General features: G+C 43.7%; 21 protein-coding genes. 16 read left to right on the forward strand and 5 right to left on the reverse strand.

Annotated elements, in window-relative coordinates; all coding sequences use genetic code 11:
• Window positions 1–99: 99 nt before the first annotated feature.
• The 6 genes from JNK13_11665 (at window position 100) to JNK13_11690 (ending at window position 5,962) form a co-directional block, all read left to right on the forward strand.
• The gene (locus JNK13_11665; GenBank protein ID MBL7663398.1) at window positions 100–813 is read left to right on the forward strand and encodes an ATP-binding cassette domain-containing protein; all 714 of its coding nucleotides are present in this window, start codon (window positions 100–102) and stop codon (window positions 811–813) included.
• A gap of 15 nt (window positions 814–828) precedes the next feature.
• Window positions 829–1,563, forward strand: coding sequence for an ABC transporter permease (locus JNK13_11670; GenBank protein MBL7663399.1), 735 nt, complete (start codon window positions 829–831; stop codon window positions 1,561–1,563).
• Between the two features lie 50 nt (window positions 1,564–1,613).
• Entirely contained in the window at window positions 1,614–3,542 is a 1,929-nt protein-coding gene (locus JNK13_11675) for a Gldg family protein (protein ID MBL7663400.1), read from the forward strand.
• Window positions 3,543–3,559: 17 nt separating this feature from the next.
• Complete coding sequence (locus tag JNK13_11680; GenBank protein MBL7663401.1) at window positions 3,560–4,798, forward strand: DUF4340 domain-containing protein; 1,239 nt, start codon at window positions 3,560–3,562, stop codon at window positions 4,796–4,798.
• Window positions 4,799–4,894: 96 nt separating this feature from the next.
• Window positions 4,895–5,359 (forward strand): prepilin-type N-terminal cleavage/methylation domain-containing protein, encoded by a 465-nt coding sequence (locus JNK13_11685; protein MBL7663402.1) that lies wholly within the window; start codon window positions 4,895–4,897, stop codon window positions 5,357–5,359.
• 120 nt (window positions 5,360–5,479) lie between these two features.
• Entirely contained in the window at window positions 5,480–5,962 is a 483-nt protein-coding gene (locus tag JNK13_11690; protein ID MBL7663403.1) for a type II secretion system protein, read from the forward strand.
• 14 nt (window positions 5,963–5,976) lie between these two features.
• Here JNK13_11690 and trmFO read toward each other — a convergent pair whose 3' ends face one another.
• Complete coding sequence (gene trmFO / locus JNK13_11695; GenBank protein ID MBL7663404.1) at window positions 5,977–8,490, reverse strand: methylenetetrahydrofolate--tRNA-(uracil(54)-C(5))-methyltransferase (FADH(2)-oxidizing) TrmFO; 2,514 nt, start codon at window positions 8,488–8,490, stop codon at window positions 5,977–5,979.
• A gap of 56 nt (window positions 8,491–8,546) precedes the next feature.
• On the opposite strand from trmFO, the gene JNK13_11700 reads away from it, so the two are divergent.
• The 10 genes from JNK13_11700 to JNK13_11745 all read left to right on the forward strand — a co-directional run bounded on the left by JNK13_11700 (window position 8,547) and on the right by JNK13_11745 (window position 21,839).
• A complete protein-coding gene (locus JNK13_11700; protein ID MBL7663405.1) occupies window positions 8,547–9,851 on the forward strand; it encodes a 2-oxo acid dehydrogenase subunit E2 in 1,305 nt (434 codons plus the stop codon).
• 5 nt (window positions 9,852–9,856) lie between these two features.
• On the forward strand, window positions 9,857–11,410 hold the full coding sequence (gene lipA / locus JNK13_11705) for a lipoyl synthase (protein MBL7663406.1): 1,554 nt from the start codon (window positions 9,857–9,859) through the stop codon (window positions 11,408–11,410).
• 314 nt (window positions 11,411–11,724) lie between these two features.
• Complete coding sequence (locus tag JNK13_11710) at window positions 11,725–12,567, forward strand: hypothetical protein (protein MBL7663407.1); 843 nt, start codon at window positions 11,725–11,727, stop codon at window positions 12,565–12,567.
• Between the two features lie 54 nt (window positions 12,568–12,621).
• Entirely contained in the window at window positions 12,622–15,918 is a 3,297-nt protein-coding gene (locus JNK13_11715; GenBank protein MBL7663408.1) for a translocation/assembly module TamB domain-containing protein, read from the forward strand.
• Between the two features lie 62 nt (window positions 15,919–15,980).
• Window positions 15,981–18,485: a BamA/TamA family outer membrane protein gene (locus JNK13_11720; GenBank protein ID MBL7663409.1), complete on the forward strand. Its 2,505-nt coding sequence runs from the start codon at window positions 15,981–15,983 to the stop codon at window positions 18,483–18,485.
• A gap of 240 nt (window positions 18,486–18,725) precedes the next feature.
• Entirely contained in the window at window positions 18,726–19,052 is a 327-nt protein-coding gene (gene trxA, locus JNK13_11725) for a thioredoxin (protein MBL7663410.1), read from the forward strand.
• A gap of 14 nt (window positions 19,053–19,066) precedes the next feature.
• Window positions 19,067–19,267 (forward strand): sulfur carrier protein ThiS, encoded by a 201-nt coding sequence (gene thiS / locus JNK13_11730; GenBank protein MBL7663411.1) that lies wholly within the window; start codon window positions 19,067–19,069, stop codon window positions 19,265–19,267.
• A gap of 79 nt (window positions 19,268–19,346) precedes the next feature.
• Window positions 19,347–20,129 carry a thiazole synthase gene (locus tag JNK13_11735; protein ID MBL7663412.1) on the forward strand — a complete coding sequence of 261 codons (783 nt, stop codon included), beginning with the start codon at window positions 19,347–19,349 and terminating at the stop codon, window positions 20,127–20,129.
• Window positions 20,130–20,136: 7 nt separating this feature from the next.
• The gene (locus JNK13_11740; GenBank protein MBL7663413.1) at window positions 20,137–20,736 is read left to right on the forward strand and encodes a thiamine phosphate synthase; all 600 of its coding nucleotides are present in this window, start codon (window positions 20,137–20,139) and stop codon (window positions 20,734–20,736) included.
• An 11-nt stretch (window positions 20,737–20,747) separates the two neighbouring features.
• On the forward strand, window positions 20,748–21,839 hold the full coding sequence (locus tag JNK13_11745) for an ABC transporter substrate-binding protein (GenBank protein MBL7663414.1): 1,092 nt from the start codon (window positions 20,748–20,750) through the stop codon (window positions 21,837–21,839).
• A 44-nt stretch (window positions 21,840–21,883) separates the two neighbouring features.
• On the opposite strand, the gene rpsT is transcribed toward JNK13_11745, so the two are convergent.
• The 4 genes from rpsT to JNK13_11765 all read right to left on the reverse strand — a co-directional run bounded on the left by rpsT (window position 21,884) and on the right by JNK13_11765 (window position 26,624).
• The gene (gene rpsT / locus JNK13_11750; protein ID MBL7663415.1) at window positions 21,884–22,153 is read right to left on the reverse strand and encodes a 30S ribosomal protein S20; all 270 of its coding nucleotides are present in this window, start codon (window positions 22,151–22,153) and stop codon (window positions 21,884–21,886) included.
• A 98-nt stretch (window positions 22,154–22,251) separates the two neighbouring features.
• A complete protein-coding gene (cadA, locus tag JNK13_11755; protein MBL7663416.1) occupies window positions 22,252–24,084 on the reverse strand; it encodes a cadmium-translocating P-type ATPase in 1,833 nt (610 codons plus the stop codon).
• Window positions 24,085–24,090: 6 nt separating this feature from the next.
• Window positions 24,091–24,903: a nucleoside triphosphate pyrophosphohydrolase gene (gene mazG / locus JNK13_11760; GenBank protein MBL7663417.1), complete on the reverse strand. Its 813-nt coding sequence runs from the start codon at window positions 24,901–24,903 to the stop codon at window positions 24,091–24,093.
• A gap of 500 nt (window positions 24,904–25,403) precedes the next feature.
• Window positions 25,404–26,624 (reverse strand): PilT/PilU family type 4a pilus ATPase, encoded by a 1,221-nt coding sequence (locus tag JNK13_11765; GenBank protein MBL7663418.1) that lies wholly within the window; start codon window positions 26,622–26,624, stop codon window positions 25,404–25,406.
• Window positions 26,625–26,642: the final 18 nt, after the last annotated feature.

The following is a 26,642-nucleotide window of genomic DNA, read 5'->3' on the forward strand; positions in this document are numbered from 1 at the left end:
CAGCCATTTTAAGCGGTTTAATTTGGTTAATTTTTTTCTTCTATCGTGCCTAGTTTTTTGGCAAATATCTTTTGCATAAGCTTAAAGGATTTTCGGATTATGACTGCAGCCGTTGAAACATTAGACTTGGGTCGCCACTTTGGATCGATCAAAGCAGTTGATGGGGTCTCTTTTACTGTGCAGACAGGTGAGGTCCTCGGATTTCTTGGACCAAACGGTGCAGGCAAATCGACAACAATGAAAATGCTTTCATGCTTTTTGGAACCGAGTTTTGGCACGGCAAATCTCGGTGGCTATAATATCCAAACACAGTCTCGTGATGTGCGTCGAATCTTGGGTTACTTGCCAGAAAATGCGCCACTCTATGGTGAGATGGAAGTTGGGGAGTTTTTATCTTTTATTGCAAGCGTGCGCGATTTGAATCATCCACGGCAAGCTGTTGATCGAGTCGTTGAAATGACGAGCTTAGGGAATGTATTTCAGCAGCGCATCGAATCACTTTCTAAAGGTTACAAGCGCCGTGTTGGTCTTGCGCAGGCTTTGATTCATGACCCAGCAATTCTGATTCTGGATGAACCAACAGATGGTCTTGATCCCAATCAGAAATATGAAGTGCGCCAATTAATCCGCAGTATGCGTGAGCAAAAATGTATTATTCTTTCAACCCATATTCTTGAGGAAGTCGATGAAGTCTGTAATCGTGTAGTGATTATTGCGCGTGGTAAGGTTGTCGCCGATGCCATGCCTAATCTACTCAAGCAGCAAGCTGTAAGCGGACGACTCGATGATGTTTTTAGGCAGATTACAGCTTAATTTTTGGAAATAAATATGAAACAGGTAATTGCAATATTTAACCGAGAATTTAGATCTTATTTTGCTAGTCCCTTGGCATTAATTTTTATTTGTATTTTTTTAATGCTGACAGGATTTTTCACATTCAAGCTAGGTATGTTTTATGAGCAAGGACAAGCCGACCTCAGGCCGTTTTTCGTCTGGCATCCCTGGCTGTATCTATTTATCATTCCAGCAATTTCGATGCGGCTTTGGGCTGAGGAAAAAAAGACTGGGACAATTGAGTTACTTTTAACACTTCCGCTTTCGTTATTCGAAGCAATGGCAGGCAAATTTCTTGCCGCCTGGTTGTTTATTGGATTGGCCTTGAGCTTAACATTTCCAATCGTCTTGACAGTTTGTTACCTAGGCAATCCCGACCTGGGGGTAATTTTCGCCGCATATCTTGGAAGCTTCCTCATGGCCGGGTCATTTTTGTCAATTGGTATGGCAGTTTCTGCAACGACAAATAATCAAGTCATTGCTTTCGTTGTCTCTACAGTGATTTGTTTATTATTTATTCTCTTTGGATTTGAGCCCGTAGTGAACACACTACTCGGATTTTTCCCGGCAAAATTTGTCGAATTAATTACTAACTTAAGTTTCCCTTTTCATTTTGAAGCAATTCAACGCGGCGTGCTTGATTTACGCGATTTGGTTTACTTTCTAAGCTTAATGCTGACTGCATTATATATTGGAGTAGTGGCTTTAGATCGGGGCAAGGCAGAATAAATTCGAGGCGATTTCACAAGGTATATCGAGGAGGAATAAAAGAGTAGCGTATGTCTAGCGGTAGTTCATCAAAACGGACTTTACTATCAATTTCCGGAATTATCCTGGCAATTGCAATTTTTATTGTTGCCAATGGATTGAGTCGACAGGTGCTGCACTCGTGGTATCTCGATCTGACCGATCAAAATCTTTACAGCCTTTCTGCCGGTAGTAAGAAGATTCTTGCTGAGCTGCAAGATCCTATCACTCTGCGCTTTTATTATAGTAAAACAGATGGCGCACGTTACCCCTCGCTGCAACTTTATGCTTCGCGCGTGCTTGAACTACTGCGTGAATATCAACGACTCTCGCAGGGTAATCTTAAGCTTGAAATTTATGATCCCCGACCCGATACAGATGAGGAGAGTTGGGCAGAGAAGTATGGTTTGACCCCAATTTCAATGCCTGCAGGTGATGCGATTTATTTTGGTCTTAGTGGGGCAAATGGCATTGGCAAGGAAAGCACAATTCCACTGTTTAATTTAGGCCGCCAAGAGTTACTAGAATATGATATCAGTAAGTTAGTTTACGAACTCTCACGTGCATCTAAGCCTGTAGTTGGAATTTTAAGCCCTCTAAAAATTCAAAGCGCAGCTTCGCAAATTCCAGGTCAGCCTCAAGCCCCGCAGCAATGGACATTTATTTCGCAATTAAAGAGTTTAGCTGAAGTTAAGTTTCTAGATACAACTTCTGGCGTGATCGAAAGCGGTTTTGATGTAGTGGTGTTGATCCATCCGAGAAATTTATCAAATCAAACGTTATTTGCCATCGATCAGTATCTGTTAAATGGCGGCAAACTACTTGTGCTAGAAGATCCCTATTGCGAAGCCGATCAAGCTGACCCTGAACAGGCAGCCCAGCCCGACCAACAGTCAACTCAAGGTAGTTCGCAGCTAAACCAATTGCTAAAAAACTGGGGAGTAGAATTGGTTGAAGATAAATTTGTAGCTGATGTGAATCTTGCAACCCGTGTTTCAACGGGACAAGGTGGAGTTAAAGATTTTGTTGCTTGGCTAAATATTCCTAAAGATTTATTGAGTGCAAACGATCCAGCAACAACTTCAATTGATAGTTTGCTTTTCCCTTGGGCTGGGGCACTTAAACTCACAGCAGTCGAGGGCATTACTGCAGAACCGTTGATCGGGACAACCGACCAGGCGATGCTAGTTGATACGCGGAGTGTAAAGCTTGGGGGAGGGGACCCTGATTCACTACTGCGTAGTTATGCTGCAGGAAATGAGAAATTAAATATTGGTGTGCGCCTCACAGGTAATTTTAAGACTAACTTCCCGGCTGGAGATCCAGCTAAACCTGAGGGAGCGGAGCAAAACCAATCTTCCAGCAAGCAAGCCCCAGCGTTAAAGGAAAGTAAAAAGCCTGGAACGGTTGTAGTGATTGCTGACGTTGATTTTATTTCTGACCGCTATTCGCTGATTACACAAAATGTATTTGGTCGCTCGCTTGTATCGCTACTCAATCACAATTTAGTTTTGTTATTTAATGCAATCGATCAACTCACCGGATCTACCGACTTAATTACAATTCGCTCACGTGGAAAATTTAGCCGACCATTCGAGCGTGTGCAGCAGATTGAAATTAACGCTCAGCGACGCTGGCAAATGGAAGAGCAGAGTTTGCAGGCAGATTTAAATGCAGCGAATGAACGTCTACGTACGCTTGAGCAGAATGAACACGGCGAGAAACCAGCTGCTCAGCAAGTTTTTTCAGATGCGGTACTTGACGAAATCAAACAATTTAAGGAGCAACGCCGTCAGGCCCAAGAGCGCTTACGTGAAGTGCGTAAAAATTTACGTGAAGATAAAGAACGCTTAGGCACTGTCTTGTTTTTGATTAATACTTTTCTTGTGCCCTTGGTGCTATTAGTCGTGGCAGTCGGAAAATTAATTGCCAAACTTAGAACTAAGCAGCGCTCTAATTAAGCAAGGACAATATCGCTATGAATAAAAAAACATTGATCAAGCTTGCAGGAACATTAGTCGCCTTGGTGGTTTTATATTTTATTTTCGCACCAACTGAGAAACAAGACATTGCAGGGGCAATTTTGTCCGCGCTAGAGCCGAATAAAGTTTCGAGAATTCAGATCGATCAAGGTGAGAATAAGCTTGAATTAAGCGTCAAAGATAAGAATTGGGTGGTGACGAGTCGTGGTGACTATCCTGCAGATAGTTCGAAAATTCGTGCCTTATTGGTCAGACTGGCTGAAGTCAATACCGATCAACTCGTCACGCGAAATAAAAAAAATCATCTCAATCTTGGAGTGACAGATGAAGATGTTAAAGCTGGGAAGAGTAAGGTCACGCTCTACGACCCTGCAGGTAAAGTTTTGTCTGGACTATACATCGGCAATGCTCGGAATAAAGGATCTGGAGAAGGAGAGTTTTCGCTCGGGGTGATTCTTGGACAGTATGTTCGTGCTGTTAATTCAGATGATGTGTACGTGATTCCAGAGCCTGTAACTGCCGTTGCTAAGCCGAATCATTGGCTTGATACAACCTTGACCGATATCATTGCCAATAAAGTAGAAACAATCGAGCAGAAATCTGGAGCGGATGTGCAGTTTGTCGTTAAGCGTGATTTTCAGGTTGAACCTGGCAAGCCTGGAATGTTTAAACTAACAGTCCCACCAGTTGCTGATCGTAAAGTTAAAGAAAATATCCTGATCCAATTGCGTTCTGGATTAGAAGCCTTCCGCTTTGAAGATGTTATTCCGGCAGGAGATCCCAGCGCGCAGTCACTGATCTTTGATCGTTCAACTAAATACACACTTACCGATGGAACAATTTACATCGTTAAAACCGCTGAGTATGACTCTAAATTTTTCGCTAAGATCGAAGTTGGATTTTCAGAAGAAGCTATTACTGCGACGAAAGAACGGCATCAAGTTAAACTCGATCAATCACAGCAAGCCCAGGCACAAGTCTCTGCTAGTTCGAGTTCTTCGAGTTCAAGCGGTGATACTAATCTCTTACCAGAGCCAAAATATACAACTGCAGAGGAGAGTGCTAAATTAAATGCGCAATTTTTTAAGTGGGTTTACCAAATTCCGAAGTTTGGTGTTGAAAAATTCCGCTACGCTCAGGCTGATTTGTTTGAAATCTCGACTACCCCGCAAGCTCAGCCACGTAAGGCGAATGCAAGGGAAAAGACCAATTCAGCTAATAAAAGACAGAAGTAGACAGTCTGGACATTATTTCAGATAATTTCTAGGCAAAATATTTAGGTTTTTATTAATGCTAGACGATAGCTAATCTAGGGTATAGTGTTTGAACTAATGAAAATTTTAAACTCAATTCGGGGAAATAATGGCTTCAGCTTGCTGGAGTTATTAATCATTATTTCTACTCTTGGAGTTTTAGCTTCGATTGTTTTACCTGAACTTGCGGTTTATCGATTACGCTCTCATAATGCTACAGCTGTTTCTAATTTAAGAAACTTACTTTCAACTCAAGAATTATACTATGCGGATCATGAAGCTTTTGCTGATGATGTAACAACCTTAGAAACACTTGGGTATAAACGTAATCCTGAAGTGCGGGTCAGTACAAACATGAATCCTGGTGGAGGTATTGCCGGTCAGGTTTTTGAAGCTTACGCCGGACATGAACGCGGAGTCGCCTTGGGCGATTATCACTTTAGCACCTTAAGTGGTACGTACGCCTGTTATAAATTCTCAAGTGTCTCTGGATATCTAGAGATTGTTGCTCCACCGGCCGCAGATTGCACTACTCCCGACTAGGGAAGCTTACCCTCCGATCTTAGCTACCCCTTCTCATCCGTAATTTTACGAGTTTCTCTTAGTGATCTTTCCAAGTTCGTACGCATTTAGACGGGATTTGCTACTGCCGATAATATTTGCATGAGACAAAGAATTCTAAATGTTGCTGGTTTCACATTAATGGAGCTGATGGTTTCGATTACATGTATCGGAATTTTAGCTGCGGTTGCCTTGCCCACAATGGAAGGCTATCGGATCGAAGCAAGAAATGCGATGGCAATTTCTAATTTGCGTAACCTCGTTACCGCACAAGAAGCTTATTTTAATGATGCTGCACGTTACTCAGGCTCAATTGCCGAGCTAGAAGCAAATGGCTTTAGACGTAATACAGATGTAGTCTTTAATATCGACCGAACCTTTATTGCACCTTCTGCTGACCTGGTTAATACTCGTTACATTGCTCGCGCCTCACATGTTAAAGGAGCGGGAAATTTTGCTACAACACCTGGGTCATACGGTTGCTACTCAATTGGGAAGACTTATTGGGGGTTAGCATCAGCTGTGCCGAGAAATATCACACGCATGAACCCCACAGTCTCGATGCGGGTTTGCGGAACGCTTTAGTCTCGCGATCGCTGCTAATAAATTTCAATTGACCGAACAACTGTTTGACGCTGCGTGCCAGGATTTCCTGTGGTCACGATTGCCCTTAGCCACCGGGTGCAGTTGGGCATGACTGCCCGTACAATCACGCTAAACTCATTACTGGTTGTTTTAATGTGCTGACGTAACTGAGAGTCCCCCTGTAGTAATAAGCTTAATAAGCCATCGTTAATTGGTAAACTCAAGCGCTTCTGCACTAGGTCAACTACTTCTGTTTCAGGAAATCCAAGTGCAATCAGCACTTCTAGCGGAGCAGTATTAATATTCACTCGACGTGAGCCAACCCCACTTGAAGTTGAAACCTTAACATTTTGCGCAACACGGGAAATGCGCTCCTTGGTCATGCCGGGAACGAGCAAAAGATCGCTAATTGTTTTGAGGGGGCGATTGAAAAATAGATTTTGCTGCTCAGACTCGATGCCTTTACCAGTAAAGGCCGTGCTCTGATAGGACTCTTTGTTTGCGTCGATCCAATCCTGGATCACCGCTACTTGATTGCTCGGTGAGAAACCAACATTGCCGGGCACGCGCTTTAATTCTGGATCGTAGCGCTCCTGAATAAATCCTGACCGTTTAAATAATTCTGCAGTAGCATTTTTCCAAAATAGGGCGTTGGTGTTTTGTGGAGGTGGCTGAGCATCTTCTCCCTCGTCAGTGTCTTGATCCTCGCCGTCTTGATCAGCATCTTTCGGCTTTTGATCAAAAGGATTTGGCGAGGCAGGAACAACTTGATCTTCGTGTAAGCTATTCAGATCGATCTTGCCATCTTCATCGATAATACTTAAACGGAGCTCGCCTGCTACGCCAGAAATTGGTAGCGATTTCTCACTTGAAATTAATGCCCAAGGCTCTCCCAGCCAATCTTCTTGAATACCTTCAAGCTTGGGCATTTCAATTAATACCCGTGCAAGATTTAAGGCGGACTTTAATGAGTATTCGGCTTGAATCGTTTCTTGGTAACTACGCAATGCTCGCGCATCGAAACGAGCAATATAGCCAAAATCAACGACAATCACAGTGGCCAAAGTGATGATAAAAATTGTTAAGAGTAAAGCAATGCCACTTTGATTGCTTAAGCTCGAATGCCTAACCGTAAGGGGTTTAGTTGTAGGTAATTCATTTAAATTACAATCATGGGTAGACAGTTCATTTTCATCAAGAAACTCTGCTAAGCGACTGAGTGCCCGCTTTGATGTATTGGTTCTACGCTCGTCTTTGCTTCTACTTTTTTCTGTAAAATAGCTAGGCATTAGTCCAAAAGAAATATTCATGGGCTGGAAGTCTTTGCGCTGCGGGTCGCTAATATACTGCATTAAGGCGCCGATTGCAGTCTCAACTGGAAATGTAATTGGCGCGTTGCCAGCAACTACTCGGGCAGCATTAATTCCCGCAACTAATCCGCCGGCTGTTGATTCTACATAGCCTTCAACTCCAGTGATTTGACCTGCAAAGAAAAGTCCTTGATGGTTACGCATTTCTAAAGTTGCGCTCAGGCACGTTGGTGAATTAAGAAATGTATTACGGTGGACTGTTCCTAAGCGAATAAACTCAGCCTGCTCAAGGCCGGGCAAGCTGCGGAAAATTCGCTGCTGCTCACCATGTCGCAGCCGTGTCTGAAAGCCAACAATGCTCCACAATTCGCCTGCCTGATCATCTTGCCGTAATTGGACTACGGCGTAGGGCCAGCGCCCGGTCTGGGGGTCTGTTAACCCGGTCGGTTTCATTGGGCCAAAACGCAGAGTTTCAGGTCCACGCGCGATCATTTCTTCAATCGGCATGCAGCCTTCAAAGGGACGTAGATTAGACACGTCATCAGCTTCAACTTCTTCATGTCCTCCAAACTTTTCGCCAGCGGCAACGGCGCTTACAAATTCAGTATATTGTTCGAGAGTTAAAGGGATGTTCCAGTAGTCATCTCCACCTCCTTTGCCATAACGTGAAGCGCGGAAAAGTTTCCCGAAATCAATTGATTCAGCTAGAAGAATTGGACTAATCGCATCAAAAAAAGCCAGCTGACTCTGACCAGTTAGGTTTTGGATTTGTTCAGAGAGTTTCTTACTTGTCAGCGGTCCAGTGGCGATAATCACCGGTGATGTTTGGGTATAACTAGGAATTGTGATTTGTTCAGCGGTTTGAAAATCAATTAAGGGGTGACTGCGGATTTTATGATCGATATAAGCACTAAAAATTTCTCGGTCTACCGCAAGTGCCCCGCCAGCGGGGACTTCAGCGTAAAGCGCTGCTTCAATGACCAAAGAGCCAGCGACTCGTAATTCGGCTTTTAAGAGCCCAACTGCATTTGTCAACGCCCGCCCGCGAAAGGAATTTGAACAAACTAGTTCAGCACATTTGCCAGTTTTATGAGCCTTTGTTGTCTGCAGCGGACGCATTTCAATCAGCTTGACTGGGTGACCAGCTTGAGCAATTTGCCAGGCTGCCTCACTTCCCGCTAACCCTGCGCCGATAATTGTAACACATTGTTTTTTCATGTAGATTCTGATTCAATACCACCAATCGATATTTAGGGAAATTAGTAGGATTTTACATGGCCTTAGAAATTACAATGCCGCAGCTCAGCGATACGATGAGTGAAGGGACGATTATTAAATGGTATAAGCAAGTCGGTGATAGCGTTAAGCGTGGCGACGCGTTAGCTGAAGTTGCAACTGATAAAGCCAATCTAGAAATTGAATCTTTTAATGAAGGGACAATCTTGAGGATTGATGCTCAAATCGGTGCTGCTGTTAAAGTTGGCGCAGTGATTGCTATTCTTGGAAAGCCCGGCGAGCAGGTTGCAGAAAAATCAACTACTGAAAAATCAAACACTGAAACCCACAAACCCCTGACTGGCGGGCAAGTGAGTCCACAAGTGCAAGTGCCTACTACGCCACAGTCAAGTCTCAAGGAGCCAAGTCTAAAACAGTCTAGTTATTTTCAGTCGCCGAGTGTTTCTGACGAGCGAATTAAAATTTCTCCACTGGCAAAAAATGTAGCCAAATCACATGGAATTGACGTTTCGACATTGCAAGGCACTGGCGAAGGTGGACGAATCGTGCGCCGCGATATTGAACAAGCTTTACAGGCACCGTCAGTAAGCCAACCTGCGCAACGCACTCCGCAGAATTTTTCAGCTACTCAATCAGTGCCGGCGCAAATTTTCATTAGTGGGGCAACTAAAACAGAGCCACTTTCCAAGATGCGTCAAACGATTGCAACGCGGATGGTTGAAAGTGTTACAACGATTCCGCATTTCTATGTCACAACTAAGATTTGCATGGATGCAGCGGTCGAAATGCGTGAAAGCCTAAAGACGCTCCCGCAATATGAAGGCTTAAGTTATAACCATATTATTATTAAAGCTGCGGCACTTGCCTTGCAAAGGCATCCGATCATTAACTCCTGCTATCGCGAGGGCAGCGTTTATCAGCCAGGTGCAATTAACATTGGTATCATCACTGCAGTACCCGGGGGCTTATTGATTCCAATTGTTAAGCACGCCGATCAACTTTCGCTTGCGGATATTGTAGTTGAGTCGCGTGGCCTAGTGCAGCGTGCACGTGCGGGCAAACCGAAGGCTGATGATTTGGTTGATGGAACGTTTTCGATTTCCAATATGGGAATGTTTGATGTTGAGAACTTTACCGCAATTATTAATCCAAGCCAGGGGGCGATTATTGCTGTGAGTGCAATTCAAAAAGAACCAATCGTTGAGGGCACTGTAATCCGCCCCGCAGCGGTAATGCGAGTTACTGCCTCTGTTGACCATCGCATCATTGACGGCGTAATGGCGGGTGAATTTCTATCTGAGTTAAAGCGAATTTTAGAGCAGCCAATTTTTGTTTTAGCATAGCTACGATGTTAACCGTTATTGACCGTTCGCAACCAAGCAGTTCAATCCCCGAAGCCTATGATCGGACGTTAAGATTGCAACTTGATTTACTGGAAGAGAAAGCAGCTAATCGTGGACTTGAAGATTATTTAATCTATGTCGAGCATGACCATGTTTATACGACTGGAAGAGGCACAGAACTTGTTGTGGCAGGTCAAACTCAAGTTCCAACAATTGAAATTAGTCGCGGAGGGCAGGCGACCTATCATGGGCCAGGACAACTTGTTGCCTATCCAATTTTTGATTTAAATCGACACGGACGTGATGTGCATGTCTATTTGCGTCGACTAGAGACTGTCGTGATTAATTTACTCAGCCAGCTTGGACTAACTGCCCAGCAAGTTGCTGGGCAAACAGGTGTTTGGGTTGAAACTGCTCAGGGCCTTAGAAAAATCTGCTCGATTGGAGTTGGCGTTCGCAAGTGGATTACTTATCACGGACTGGCTTTGAATGTTAATCCAGATCTTTCATATTTTCATTCAATTTCGCCGTGTGGACTAGCAGCTGGAGTAATGACCTCACTTGCTGAGTTACTCGGCAGCGCGTGTCCGAGCATGGATCAAGTTAAAAACTTAATGACGGAAGCTTTTAAGTCAGAGTTTGATTTTTCTCACGATCACACTAATCCACTCAATCGACCTGCTTGGATTAAAGTCAAGGCCCCGGGTTCTCAAGGCTACGGGGAAACAGATCAAGTTGTAAAAAACTTACGCCTCGTAACTGTTTGTGAAGAGGCGCAGTGTCCAAATATTGGTGAATGTTGGACGCATCATACCGCGACATTTATGATCATGGGCGAGCTGTGCACACGGCGCTGTAGCTTTTGCTCTGTGAAGGACGGTGTTAAGGCCAACCTAGACCCGCTAGATCCACTTGAGCCCTATCGTGTGGCTAAGGCAGTGCAAGAATTAGGACTTGAGCATGTCGTGGTTACATCAGTTAATCGTGATGATGTTGCCGACATGGGAGCAAGTCACTTCTATCAAACTGCTAAATTGCTTCATCAACATGTTCCAGCTTGCCGGATCGAGTTTCTCATCCCCGATATGCAGGGACGTCGCGAGTTAATAGAAATTATTTTGAAAGATAATTTGCTTAGCGTGTTAAATCATAATTTTGAAACTGTACCACGCTTATACCGCACAGTTCGCCCCGGAGCCCAGGTGCAGCGGTCATTAAACATCCTCAAGTGGGCTAAGGAAATTCAGCCAGAAGTTAAAACGAAATCTGGAATTATGCTTGGCTTAGGTGAGACGCGACAAGAAGTTTTAGAAGTAATGGATCTACTGAGATCTGTGGGATGCGATATTTTAACGATTGGTCAGTATCTGCGGCCCTCGCAAAAACAACTACCAGTTCAGCGCTTTGTCACGCCTGTTGAATTTAAAGATTATGCTGAAGAAGCTTATCTGCGGGGTTTTGCACATGTAGAATCAGGCACATTTGTGCGTAGTTCTTACCACGCCTGGAAGCATGCTGATGGCGCAGAGGAAGCGCTACGATCAGCGGCACAGGCTTAAGGTCAAGCATCCTAAGTCGGTCATATTTTGAGCGAATAGCAGGTGAGTATCTTGCTTGAATAAGCTAGCCAGAAGAGGTTGCTTGGCAGATCCACAAAGCAGTGGGCATTTGTCTCTGACCCTTGCTCAAAAAAATAGAAATCAAAAAAATAAAATTTGACTTGGGACAATCGCGCTGTTACAATTATTTCTATGCATTGTCAGACGAATTCATATCGCTACGCATATCTATACCCACTTTCGTGGGTTTAATTATTCTTTTCTGTAATCATTAGTTTTCGTTTTTAAGCAATTTTTTGAAGGATTTAACCTAGATGGACTCGTTTATTGAAATGGACGTCATTGACGACCCAACTGAACTCAGTTTAGACCCAAAGCACCCAGGTATTAATGACCCAAGCTACGTATTGCGTCGTAAAGCTTTTTTTTACTTAGCCCGCGACTTACGGTTGCAAAACTTATCTGTGCCTGTTGTTGAATATACTCAAGCCGAGCACCGGCTTTGGTCGACGATTGCGACAAAGCTTGATTTACTGCATCGCAAACACGCTTCTCGCATCTTTCTGGAAGGTAAGTCTGCCCTGGCTTTTGCCGCTGAAACCATCCCGCAAGCTCGTGACTTAGACCGTCTATTGCAAGACACAACTGGATTCTCGCTTACACCAGCGGAAGGACTCCTTGCAGGTAAAACGTATTTTATTGGCTGGTCTGAGGGGAAAATGCCGGTGACACTTTTTTTACGTCACCCCAGCCATCCCGAGTATACTCCAGAGCCAGATATTGTACATGATATTCTCGGCCATGTGCCGCCGTTAATGAATCAAGCATACGCGGACTTGATCGAATTTATTGGCATTGCTGCCAAGCAAGCTAATCCGCGGCAAATGGAAGAGCTTGTGCGTTTTTATTGGTTCACCGTTGAGTATGGATTGATCAGAGAAGACGATCAAATAAAGTGTTTAGGTGCGGGGATTCTTTCTTCCTTAGCAGAAATTGAGCATGTCTACTCTGGCATTCCAAATGTGAAAGAATTTAACTTAAACGAGGTAATTAATACTCCATTTGATCCCACTCGTTTGCAGCAGTTGTACTTCGTCAGTAATTCCTTAGCGGAAATCAGAGACAATGCAGTCAAATTAGTTGAATCTTGGGGCTAGTCTTAGACAAATTGCTGTTTGCTCTAGAGCGCATTCTTCTGACACTATTCAGCTATGCGTGCGCTTTGGATTATAATTTTGGTATTTCTTCTCGGTGGAATTATTGCCTGGAAGGGGGAGGAGTATCTTGAGTCTCGGCTTGAAGCGTTCTTGCGTAAAGAATTTTCAGAGGGGACAAACTGTGCCGTCGATTTAAAAAATCCGAGCATTTCATTGCTCCCACTTACTGCGGAAATCCAGGATGTTTCAATTGTCTGCCCTGGTGAGACTCAAGGAGAAGGGTTTTTTGTTAAGAAAATCAAAGCTTATGCTTCGCTTTGGGAATTAAGTGAAAAAATTATCCGCCTCTCAAATTTAGAGTTAGCAGGAGCGCGGATTAAAAGCGATCGTTTAGATTCAGCCCTGATTAGAACACTTGAATTTATTTTGAACGATCCACCTAACCCGCAACCTGACCGTTGGAAATTAAAGGTCAACGATGTGTATATCGATACACCCGAAACGCCAGGCCCGCACTTATGGGTTCGTGCTGGAAATTTTCGTTTTATTTGGGATCAAGTAAAATTTCATGCGCATATCCCTCCGGGCATACCGCCATCAGAATTACGCGCAAGCTCAAATATGTTTGCCGTGGAGCGTGTAGCAGCTAAACGAATTGCCCTAGGAAAATTTAAGGGTTTTGTTGATGTCGGTGGCGGGCTTTTGCGCGTGCATGAAGTGGAAGTGCAACACGGGGAAAAAGCAGATATCTCACGGGTTAAGGGCACAAGTAGAATACTGCTCCCAGGGAGTTACGATCTAGATTTTGATACAAATCTTACTGGCGACTTTTTTGCCCAATTTGGTGCAGACATTGGGATTGATCGCCTGCGCTATCAAGCAAAAATGTCAGGAGCTCTGGAAGCACCGATCTGGCAAGGCAATACAGTCTTAACGTTTCTGGAAAAGGACAGTCAGTGTCTTCCCAAGGAGCTTGGTGCCAAGTTAAGCATCGGCATGGACGGATTAAAGCTTTCTGAATCGCAATATAACCGGGAAAAATTCGATTTTAATTTTAATTTAAGTTTTGCTGAACCGTTTGGAATTTCGGCGCGGTTGCCGTTGGGGCAGAGACAATTAGAGAACTGTCTTGCTGGCGTCGGACAAGAGATTCGTTGGAATAACATTCGTGCACTCAGTATTAACGGAACTTTGAGCCCTTTATTGCTGCGTGCACAAGCAGAAGGTTTAAGTGGTTTTGCAATGAAACTTGCCAGCGAGCAGAGTGGAAAAATTCTTCTTGATCTTGAACATCATGCCCAGCGTGAGAACTCCCCAGGCACGGAGTCAGTGATTAAAGCGCGAGCTAATTTTCAGCAGGCGCATTTAACTGTCGAGCAAATTGATGCAATTAATTACCCGCTGACGACACTCTTCAAAACAGCAACTGTACTTTTTGATCGCAAATTTTTGGAAGTCGCAGAATATTTCGAAGGTGCTGTAATAAATGGTACTTATGATCCGGGTCGACACGAGGGGCAATTCCAGATTAATAAATTTACCAAACTGCCCGCCGAAGCAAAAGTTGATTTTAAGCTGGCAGTCGCTGCAAATGCGATTAAGATTCCTGATTTAAAATTAAGCACTAAAGCCGGAGAGATTGCTGCGAAATTTATTTTTCCACTTGATGCTGCAACTCCAGGAGAAGTTCTAGTACGAACAAGTTCCTACCCACTGAACTCACTTGTGAATGACCCACTTGGATATGCGGGAGTATTTGATGTGGGATTGAATTATAATTTTAAGCGTGGCGCAGAACTACTCGGCAATGGCGAGTTCAATTTTACTGCTGATCAAATGAAAATTGCTGGAGTAGAGATTGCTTTTGAACGAAGTATTTCTAGTAAAATACAATCTGGGAAACTGATCTTATCGCCGACTAACATTGTAGTCGATAATCACCCAGTGAAATTAAGCGGCAGCGCTGACTTCGACACTGGACCTTTGTTTAACGTAGTAGGTGAGCTTGATTTATCGACAATCAAAGCGCAAATTCCGCAACTGAGGACTGCCAGCGGGGATATTAAATTCGATTTCAATACTGCCGGAACCTGGCGTGCCCTCAAATTGAACGGCAGCATGTCTTTAACTGATGGAACAATTGTTCTCCCTAGCACTACAGGCGGCATTGAAATTAGTGAAATCAATCTGAACGGCAAGTTTAGCGATGATAATTTATTACTTGAGAACATCAAGGGTTTAGTTGGGGACGGTGCGATTTCTGGTAGCGGAATAGTTAAAGCGGTTACTAACAATACGGCTCGAAAAGTTGAGGTGAAATTAGTTAGTGACGGTATTACGCTGATGCCAATCGTGGGTCTAGAAATGGAAGTTTCAGGGGATCTTCTGCTACGTAAAGACGGAATTACACCGCTTGACCTGAGTGGAAAGATTCAACTTCAACGTAGCAGTTATGTAAATAATTTTGATATTACTACTGTGCTTAAGCGTGCACAGCAGGTTTTGGCTGGAACAGCTGAGTCGCAGCAAGCTGGAATTTCTTCAACTGCTACGTTGAATTTGCAAATTCAAGCTCCAAATAGTCAATATGTAGAGACAAATGTTTTTACAGGGGAACTTGCTGGAGACTTGCTTGCCCAAGGCACATTGAAGTCGCCGAGCCTGAAGGGCGATATTCGTGTGATCGATGGAGCGGTGCGTTTCCAGACAAATGACTTTACAGTTTTACACGGCTTGCTACGTTTCCCGGAGGCTGCGCAAGGCATCAGGCCAACAATTGATTTGGTTAGCGAGGCATTTGTCCGATCGATTAGTGGGGATGAATATCCAGTGCGCTTAATTATTTCAGGTCCCGTGGAAAGGCCTAGTGTGAAAATTAATTCAAGTAGTAATTTAAGCGAACGTGAATTGCTTTCAATGATGTCACTTGGTGGTAGAATCGAAGAGCTGAGCCTATTAAAATCTACAGCAAAAAGTCCACGGTCGAGTGATCATGAAATTATCAGCGCAGATACAGAACTATCTTTCCGTGATCGCTTATCGGCAATTACTGGATTCTCTGAAGTGCAAATTGAAACTGGCACTTCGACAATTACCGGAGAATTTGTGCCAGTGCTGCGCGCAGCGCGACCATTTATTGGAGATACGGAGATTGTTGTGCGTTCGGAGCTTGATGCTGAACGTGCGACAATTGGAACAATTGAATACCCTTTAAATCCAGCTTTGAGTGCTGTTGCTGGCTGGAAAACGCATTCGGTGACTGACCCTTCAAATAACTCAGGATCTGCCAGCATTGGTTTAACTTTTCAAAAAAGATTTCAAGGTACAAGTATTTTCCCGAATCAAGAATGAAGCACTTATTAATCTACATTCTCTTATGCGTTTTATATGCGAACATATGTTCTGCAGAGGATTTGCCAATTCAAAGAATCCGCGAGATTAAAATCGCCAATCAACTAGTGCTTAAACCCGAGGAAATTATTCGATCATCTGGTCTATTTCATAACCAAGACTTTTCTTCGGATCTAATTGAGCCAGCAGAGCGACGCATTCAGGAGCGTCTAGCACGAAGTGCCTATGAAAATTCGAATGTTAAGATTAGTATTCATCGACTCAAGGAATTACCGCTTGTGGATGTAACGATCCAAATTAAGCAAGGATCTCCAACGCTAGTTAGTGCAATTAATACGACCATAGAGTTACCACAGAAAGTAAAAAATTGGCTGAATAAACGCTATTTGAAACGGCCCTTCACTGAACAAAAAAGGCGGCGTATTAATCGTCTCCTTGGAGCGGAGTTTCGCAAAAGCGGCTTTCTTCGGGCGCACTTCACTGTCAGTGAACGTCGCGACCAGGATCAAAATATCATTCTGGATCTTGTAGGCTCAATTGGCAACAAGACCAAAATTGGCTTTACAGGGAATAAATTACTCTCGCGCAGTGAATTACTGAAATTAATCGCAGAACAAACAGAGCGTTCGCGCTTAAGTCGCGGTCTTGTTGATTCAATTGCAGAAACTATTCGCAATAAGTATCAAGAATTAGGGCATTATTTTGTCCGTGTCGACCCAAGAATCGAAGATGATTTTGCTAGTATTAGCTTTCGCATTAGAGAATCACGCTCGGTTAGATTTAAATTTTTGTTAATCTCCGGGAATGATCAGCTTTCAAAGCAAGAAGTAAAAAAAATTATTGGTTGGCGTGAACGCAGTCTACTCACCGGATTTCGCCGCCCGGGGCAAATTTTTACAGAGCAGCAATTACTCGAGTTTGTAGATCTGATTAAGGCAAAGTACTCCGAACTCGGGTTCGAAGAAGCGGTTGTGATCCCAAAAGTAAGCCGCAAGGATCGAGATACCCTAGTATTAGAATTTACGATTAACGAAGGACCGCAAATTACTTATCACGAAATTGAATTTGTATGGAATGAGCATACTTGCCGTAAGTTAGTGGACTGTGTTCCCGCGGAGTATCAGGATGTACTACAAATACTTGAAGCTGCGATTTTAAAAGTAAAAACTGGGCGATTTATTAACCTTGTTATTGAAAGTCAAGATTTAATTCGCACAAGGTTAATACAAGCTGGCTATCCAAGTGTAGCGGTAACTTTTTTACAAAACCCACCAATCGTTAAGTTTATAGTGACCACTGGGCCGAAAATTACGATTGGTAATATTGCTCTCAAACAAAATTTATTTACTAAACCCCATGTGATTCAACGCGAACTGCAATTTCAGTCTGGTGATCTATGGGATGCAATGTTGTTGCAAGAGACAGAACTTAAGCTATATCGCACAGGACTATTTGAAGGCGTGACGCTCGAGCCTGCTGATGGGAAGCTCGATAGTCCTACTGAAGACTTAGTGGTGAGAGTAGCTGAGCGAGACTCTGGTTCAATCTCAACTGGAATTGGGTTTGATACGGAAGATGGTTTGCATCTATTGGGCGAAATAAAACAGCAGAATCTAAATGGCGAGGGCAATACCTTGCTTGCGGCAATTGACGCCTACTTTAAAACTGGTGGAAGTGCATTTGATGCAGGACGAGCTAAGTTATTATTTTCGAACCCGCACATTTTTGATTCCGAGACGGAATTTTACTCAGAAGTATTCGCGCAAACTTCAATCAATCTTTATCAGAATTTCAACTTCCGCCGCTATGGAGCAAATCTGCTTTTTAGAGCGCCAATTGGCGAACGTTGGACTGCAGGAGTCGGTGGCACAACGTTTCTTGAAGATCTCTTCGATCAGGAAGAAGATATCATTATCAGTGAATATGATGATAACACTGTGCAACATGCGCAGCTGCGTCTAGAGGTAGATGGTGTGTACTTAGACGATCGGTTTAACCCGCGTAGTGGCTGGAGATTTCATGCTGATGGAAAGATTGCTAGTTCTACCTTTGGCTCGGATGTTAACTATGCTGGAGGGCAAGTCGCACAAGGGTTCCATCTGCCACTTTCTGATTTATTTACTTTCGCGCAAGGGTTGAAATTAGAAGGTTACACGCCATTTGATAGCACCGATGTTTTGCCGCTAAGCCAACGTCTTTTTCTTGGGGGACGTTCAAGCTTGCGGGGTTTTGCCCGCAATAAAGTTGGTCCGAAAGGATTTGCAGATCATGTTGTGGGTGGTGATTTGGCACTCGTGCTAAATTCTGAGTTAAAATATCAGTTCGCCGATCGTGCCCTATTTGTTTTGTTTTTAGATCTTGGTAAGTCAATTCTAAAAAACCCCGGAGAAATTTTTACAGGTGACCCACTAAGTATTTCGTTTTCAAATTTAAGGTACTCACCTGGAATAGGATGTCGCTATGAGACGCCGATTGGGCCACTGAGTATTGACCTTGGGTTTAACCCTGATCGTGAAGCAGGTGAACAGCGCTTTAGAGTTTATTTAAGCATTGGAAATATTTTTTAATTCGAGTAGATGGCGCAACACACTACGACTTCTAACTAATTAGAATCATAGCTATTTTAGGCACTATGCAAGCGCGCGAATATGAATTATAGCATCTCGGAAGCGCTGATGCAGAATCAGTAGTAGAAGTTGATTAATGTAAAATCTACTTCTACGCTTGATTGTGATTAAAGCATTTTATGGGATAATGTATTAAGCACTAACCCTTAATTCGATTATTTTACGTTTTGGAGATTGTTTATGTCAGGTCTTGTTGTTGATGTCAGTGACAGCACTTTTGATGCAGAAGTATTGAAGTCAGATCTTCCTGTGCTAGTCGATTTTTGGGCGCCGTGGTGTGGGCCTTGTCGTGCAATTGCACCAGTGATCGAAGAACTTGCCAAAGAATACCAAGGCAAAATCAAATTTGCCAAAGTCAACGTTGATAACAATCCTGAATCACCAGCGCAATATCACGTGCGCGGGATTCCTAATCTGATTCTTTTTAAGAGTGGACAGTTGCAAGAGCAAATCGTTGGTGCTGTTGCGAAGCAAGAAATTGTTAAGGCGATTGGGAAAATCGCATAATTTTATCAAGCTACATGCCACAAATTGTTCTTAATGGAGAAAAGCGAGAAGTCCGGGCGCAGTCAATTTCTGAACTTCTGGTCGAGTGCAACTTAGTTAATAAAAGAGTTGCAATCGAGCTGAACCATAACGTTGTCCCTAAAGACCAACACAGCTCGACGAAAATTTCTCATGGAGACCGGGTCGAAGTTGTCCAATTTGTCGGCGGCGGCTAATTGATCTATTTTGGACAAAGATCTTAGACTTTAGCTTAGGCTTGAACTTAAGCTAAAGGATTTTTTTGAGTTGTCGTATATGAATCAATTAGACCAATACATAATTGGGAATAAAACTTTTACTTCGCGACTGATCGTTGGATCGGGAAAATATAAAAGTTTTCAAGAAACTGCTGAAGCTACTAAAGCCTCAGGTGCCGAAATGATTACTGTTGCTGTGCGCCGTGTCAACATTACTGACGCAAAACAAGATAACCTACTCGACTATTTAAATGATATTCCTAATCTGATCATCCTTCCCAACACTGCCGGCTGCTATACTTTAGAGGACTGCCTACGCACTGCGCGACTTGCACGTGAGGCTGGAGTTTCAGATTTTGTTAAAGTTGAAGTGATCGGCGATGAAAAAACGCTTTTCCCGGATAACGAACTCACGATTAAGGCGGTCGAAGTTTTGACTAAGGAAGGATTCTATTGTTTGCCCTATATCACCGATGACCCGATTGTTGCACGAAAGTGTCAAGATGTAGGAGCAGCGGCCGTCATGCCACTTGCTGCTCCAATTGGAAGTGGTTTGGGAATTCAAAATCCTTATAATTTAATGATTATTATTGAGCAGGCAAAAGTTCCAGTGATTGTTGATGCTGGGGTTGGAACTGCCTCCGATGCTTCACGTTGTTTGGAACTTGGCGCTGCTGCCGTACTTACAAATTCTGCGATTGCTTGCGCAAAAAATCCTGTTTTAATGGCAACCGCGATGAAAGCTGCGTGTGTCGCTGGCAGAAATGCCTACCTTGCTGGACGCATGCCGAAGAAATTGTATGCTCACGCTTCAAGTCCACTGACTGGGCTAATTAACTGAGTTTGCGATGTCAGAAAAGCAGCTTTACATTATCACTAATGGAAGCCTAGCTGATGACGAAAGAAAGTTTCAGGACAAGATTGTTGAGATTATCAGTCGTGAGTCTAAACGCAGCTTTGCTCTAGTTTTACGCGAGCAAGTTGGCAACAATCCCGCCTCAGATAAATTACTCTATACTCTTGGGCTTAAAATTAAAGACCTTTGTGTAAAGCACGATATTAAACTGATTATGCATCGACGCTTGGACATTGCTTTGGCGATTAATGCTGACGGAGTACATCTCAACGCTGCCTCGCTGAGCATTGCGCAAGTCCGAAAGCTTGCAAAAGATAGTTTATTAGTTGGCTATTCTGCGCATTCTATCGGCGAAATTTTAAACGCAGAAAAGTCGGGCGCAGATTATGTATTTTTAAGCCCAATTTTTGCTTCGCTTTCCAAGCCAGATCATACGCGTCCTCCTCTAGGGATTGAAGCACTAACAGAGATTTCGGGACAAATAAGCATTCCAGTCATTGCTTTAGGAGGAATAACTCCGATAAATGCTCAAGACTGTATTAGTGCTGGAGCTTTCGGCTATGCTAGTATCGGAAGTTTATGGAAAGAATAGGGAACCTGCTTATGAACTACAAATTCTATAAAGTATTATTTTTCGGATTCTGCATAACAGTACCATTAATTTCCATTGCCGATAAACCGAATATTAAGATTGGTGTAATTGCTCCCTTAACTGGGGGCAATGCGATTGCCGGCGAAGATATCAGACGGGTAATCGAACTAGCTAAGACGCGCTTAGAATCTACAGCAAAGAAGCACAACTACAGCTTTATTTTTGAAGATGGGCAGTGTGGTAGCGGCAGCGCAACGATTACCGCAGTTAAGAAATTAATTGATCTAGATCGAGTCTCAGGCTTAATTGTTGGCTGTAGCGGTGAGATTTTGCAAGCTGGCCCGATCGTTGAACGCGCTAAAATTCCAACAGTAGTAGTTTATGCTAGTCACAAAGATGTGCGCAATCTTGGTCAATTTATCTTTAGGACTTGGATCGATATGGAGCGCAGTATGGACCCGATGGTCAAGCTCCTCGAGCAAGAACAAGCCCAAAAAGTTGCACTACTAACCGAAGAAATGCCCTATACAATTGGCATGAAAGGCTTATTGTCTGAAAAGTTAGGCTCAAGAATTGCTGCAGCGGAAGATATTCCACTTGATACAACTGACATCCGCCAGTCGTTGATCAAAGTTCGCGCCAAACAGCCAGATGCTTATTACTTGAATGCAGGTTCTGCAAAATCTATTGCCTTATATTTAAAACAAGCTAAGGAGCTTGGGATTAAAGGACCTTTTTATTCTTACCTGCCAGGTGAAAAGGAGTTTTTAGAAATTTCAGCTGCTTACAACGAAGGGTTCAGGACACTGTCTTTTCCTGAAATTTCTGCGACCGATCCAGTTTATGCCAAGCTGCTTGAAGACTATCGCACTCGATATAATGAGTTACCACGCTATGCCTTTTTAGCTGCTGCAACTCATGATGGCGTGCAAGCCTTAATTGACGCTTTTGAAACAGTTGGGACTAATGCTGATCAAGTGCAGGGGTACTTAAGCAGCTATAAGACTCAAGGAGCGCTTGGCACTGTTGAATTTGATGAAAATGGTGACGTGAAAAATGTAACGCTTGTGGTCAAACAGGTAAGATCAGGTCGGCTCGAGTAGTGAGCTCTTAGCGGGAAGCGAGCAAGTTCTTCCCGCTAATTTCTTTACTTAGCAGCTGTTTTTGATACACGCGTGGTTAAGCGAGAAATCTTTCTGCTGGCGGTTTTACGGTGCATAATGCCACGTGAAACTGCGCGGTCGAGCAAAGTTGTTGCTAGCTTAACTTGGTCACGAGCATCTGTCATTTTTCCAGCTTCAAGAAATGCTAAAGCTTTCTTAACAGTCGTGCGGATAGTGGTTTCAGCCAGATTGTTACGCGCCTTACGCTTTAAGCTTTGACGGTGACGTTTAATTGCAGATTTATGTGTAGCCATAATTAAATCAAATTTCCTTAAAAATTAATGAATCGGACTTATATAAAAGCCCAGGAATAATTGCAAATCAGGCCCTGAGGCGCAATCAGTTGGAAATATTATACATCTCGAATAACGCTAGGTTTTTGCAGTGCCCTCAGAGCATTTAAGACCGATGCTAAATCTATTATTTCCTGTCCAATTGCACCTGCTACCGGCGAAAGTAGCCCTGTTGCTGCCAAATACATTCCACCAATACTTAAGATCATCCCACCGATTGCGCTTTGTAATGCGATTGCTCGCATCCGCTCAGCGATGTGCAGAAATTCATCGACTTTAGTCAGCGAGGCATCGAGGATTAACACACCAGCCGCTTCAGTTGTAACCTCGCTACGATGACCTAAAGCTATGCCTACTGTTGCTGCGGCGAGTGCTGGCGCATCATTAATTCCATCGCCAATGAAAATGGTTGGAGCCTTCCTAGTTTCAGCAGTAACAATCTGGACTTTTTCTTCCGGTGACTTCTCGGCGTGAATTTCCTGAATCCCTACTTTCTCGGCCAGATAAGTGACTTCAGAAAGTCGATCTCCGGAGACAATCATTGATTTAGTAATCCCATGGCGAGGCTCTAGATGTGAAAGGAAATGCTTGCTTTCAGGGCGAGCTTCGTCATGGAAGGTAATTGTCCCGGCAAGCTTGTTGTCGATTAAAACCACACATTCGAGGCCAGTTTTTTGGGCAGGCAATTGCCGTTGCTGATCCGCGCTAAGCTTTGCCCGGCCAGTAACAAAAATCTGCTGACCTAGGATTTCGCCCCGCAAACCCTCGCCGGGCTTTTCTGAGAGCGCTTCGGAAATTTCTAGAGTAATTCCGTTTTTTTTCGCGTAATCTAGGATTGCCTGCGCAAGTGGGTGCTTCGAATATTGTTCAAGGCTTGCTGTGAGTTTGACAAGTTGGTTTTCTGGGAAGTCTAGGCCTGTTACTTTTGTAACCGTTGGAATCCCAATCGTAAGTGTGCCAGTTTTATCGAGGATAATTGTCTTTGCAGTGGGTGTAAGCTCAAGCACGCTCGGATCGCGAATAATCATGCCACGCTTTGCTGCCAGTGAAATCGACCCAATAATCGCTACTGGTATTGCAATTAACAGTGGGCAAGGTGTGGCAATTGTCAGCACAGCAAGAAAGCGTGAACTATCGCCAGAAAAATACCAAGCAATGATGGCAATGCTTAGCGCAATCGGGGTGTAAATTGCACCAAGACTATCGCCGAGGCGTTTCATGCGGATTTTGCTTTGAGAGCTTTCACGCATCACTTCAACTACTTTTGCATAACGCGAGTCAGTCGCAATTTTGGAAGCTCGAATCACGAGAGTTGACTCGCCATTGATTGTTCCCGAATACACTTCAGTGCCTGGTGTTTTAGGAATTTTGTAAGGCTCACCACTCAGATAAGATTCATCCATATGGCCGCGGCCTTCGACAACTGAACCATCGACTGGGCAAGTTTCAAATGGCAGCACCACGACTAGGTCACCAACTTGAACGGACTCTACAGATACATCAATTAGACCAGTGCTCGTGCGTTTGTGCGCAATTCGTGGCATGCGTTCAGCTAGAATTTTTAAAATCGAAGACGCTTTGCGGACAGCATAGCCCTCTAGGGTCTGCCCACCGGAAAGCATGAGCACCACGAGTGAGCCAGCTAGATATTCACCAAGGATGAGGGAGGTGATAATTGAGATGCCGGCAAGTAGGTCTGACCCGAATTCAGCTTTGAGTGCGGCTTTGAGTAGGTCGTAACAAAGAGATGAGCCGCCAAGGACAATACTAAAAACTAAGGGGATATGAGTAAGCGTGGCTTCTGTGCCATGGAAAAAAGCTAATCCAGTCGAGATTAGTAAAGCAGCTAAAGTGCCAAGTGCAATCCAGGAATTTCGATCGAGCTTAATCATCAAGACTTATTTAGTGACTTTTTTAATTTGTTGCCAGGCAGCTTCCATTTCTTCAAGGGAACATTCAGCAATAGGTCGCGGTAATAATGCTTGCATTTGATGAAACCTATCAGTGAAGCGTGCCGAGCATGAATGTAGGGCATCTTCAGCTTGAAACCCTAAAAACCTTGCAAGTTGCGCAAGAGCAAAAAGTAAGTCACCCAGCTCATGCTGGAGGCGCTGCTTGCGATTGGGACTATCAACAGCGTTAATCTCAACTTCAAGTTCATGCATTTCTTCTTTAATTTTATCCCAAACCTCTTGAGCTGAAGTCCAATCAAAGTGAACTTTTGCTGCGCGTTGACCAATGCGCTGGGCGCGGCTTAATGCGGGCATGCCTCTTGGAATACCTTCGAGCATGAAACGTGGTCCCTTGTCCTCAGCTGTTTTAACTTTGCTGCCTTCTTCGCTTTTAATGCGTTCCCAATTGAGTAATACATCTTTAGTGCTAGTGACTTGTTTATCGCCGAAAACATGGGGATGACGACGGATCATTTTTTCTGAGATTTGTTCGGTCACTGCGTTGATATCAAATGCCCCGCGGTCTTTTGCTAGCTGCGCGTGTAAAACAACTTGTAGTAACACATCGCCTAATTCTTCTTTTAAGGATTGGTCGTTTTGATCTTCAATTGCATCAAGCAGTTCATATGTTTCCTCAACAAGATAGGGCCTTAGGGTCTCGTGAGTTTGTTCAAGGTCCCAAGGACAGCCACCGTTTGGGTCACGGAGTTTGGCGATGATCTCAACGAATTTTGCGAAAGTGGTTTGTGGATTACTCATAGGCGGAGCTTATCCTGATGGATTACTGATAGCAATCGGTGAGATTTTTTAACTTAGGCTTGAATGTGAACTTAGCCTTCACCTGATTTATTGAAGTAGAAAGGAGAAGGAAAAGGGGAAGTATAAGTTCAAGCCGAAGAATTGGATCGAAATGTTACTTAACAAAGTCACCCCCAAGAGAAAACTTTCGTTTTCTTTGGGCTGACCTTTCTTTTCCGAGCTGAGTTATTTGTCAATCAAGAGATTGACGATTGAGGTCACAAAAAGAAAACTTATCGCTTTCTTTTTGCTAACTTTTTCTTTCTCGCGCTGTATTTAATGGTTGTGCTTAGGCACAACGGTCAAAAGTCACCCCCAAGAGAAAACTTTCGTTTTCTTTGGGCTGACCTTTCTTTTCCGAGCTGAGTTATTTGTCAATCAAGAGATTGACGATTGAGGTCACAAAAAGAAAACTTACCGCTTTCTTTTTGCTAACTTTTTCTTTCTCGCGAAAGAAAAAGTTAGTCGAATTGGATTTTGAGGGGTTCTTGTTTAGTAATTGGTTTAAGCACGGAGTCCTCGGTTGTATCTTCTTCGACTGGGGCTACAGTTGGAGCTGGTGTGCCTGTAAAGGGACTGTTGGGTACGTCATCGTAGCTATCATCTGTTGTGAGTTTAATACGAAGTCGCAAGTTATTTGCGCTATCAGCATTTTTCAGCGCTTCTTCGAGGCTGATACGGCCAGCTTGATAAAGTTCGTAGAGATGTTGATCGAAGGACTGCATGCCTAAGTTTGTGCTTTTTTCGATTGCTTCTTTGAGTGAGCCAATTTCGCCCTTGTAGATTAAGTCTTTTACGCGCGGGCTGCCGAGCATAATTTCAACTGCAGGGATACGTTTGCTATCGACAGTGCGAATCAAGCGTTGGCTGACGATTCCGCGAATATTTAGGCTCAATTGTAAGTAAATTTGTTTGTGTTGAGCTGGTGGAAAGAAGTTCATGATTCGTTCCATTGCTTGGTAAGTGTTATTTGAGTGCAAGGTTGCAAAGCAAAGATGTCCAGTTTCGGCGTATGTAATTGCAGCACGCATAGTTTCTTCATCGCGCACTTCGCCGATCATAATTACATCGGGTGCTTGGCGTAGTGCCGAGCGTAGTGCGATATGGAAATCAGTTGTATCGATTCCGACTTCGCGCTGAGTGACAAGAGATTTTTTATGTTCGTGGACAAATTCAATTGGGTCTTCAACGCAGATAATGTGTCCCGCTTGATTGGTGTTACGATAATCAATCATTGAGGCGAGTGAAGTTGATTTACCTGATCCGGTTGCGCCCACGACGAGCACAAGCCCGCGCTTGGCCATTGATAAGTCCTGTAGAATTGGGGGGAGTCCAAGTTCTTCAAATGCTGGGATTTTATCTTTAATGCGGCGGATCACGAGTCCGATAAAGCCTTTTTGAATGAAGACACTGGCGCGGTAGCGGCCAAAATTTTTGTAATACAAGCTCAAAGTTAATTCATTTGAACGTAAAAATTCCTGCTGTTGTTTTTCGTTCATGATGCTGAGTGACAAGGCTTCTGTCGCTTCGGGTGACAAGACAGTCGATCCTGCCGGCCTGACAATGCCATTAATACGATAGGCTGGAGGGCTGCCGACTGTGACATAGAGGTCAGAGGCCTCGTGATCGTTCATGACTTGAAGTAAGCGTCTAATATCGAGAATGTTTGTTGGTGCTGTCATAAATGTCCTTACCGACTA

The sequence above is a fragment of the bacterium genome (genome assembly GCA_016786595.1).
Classification (GTDB): domain Bacteria; phylum Bdellovibrionota_C; class UBA2361; order SZUA-149; family JAEUWB01; genus JAEUWB01.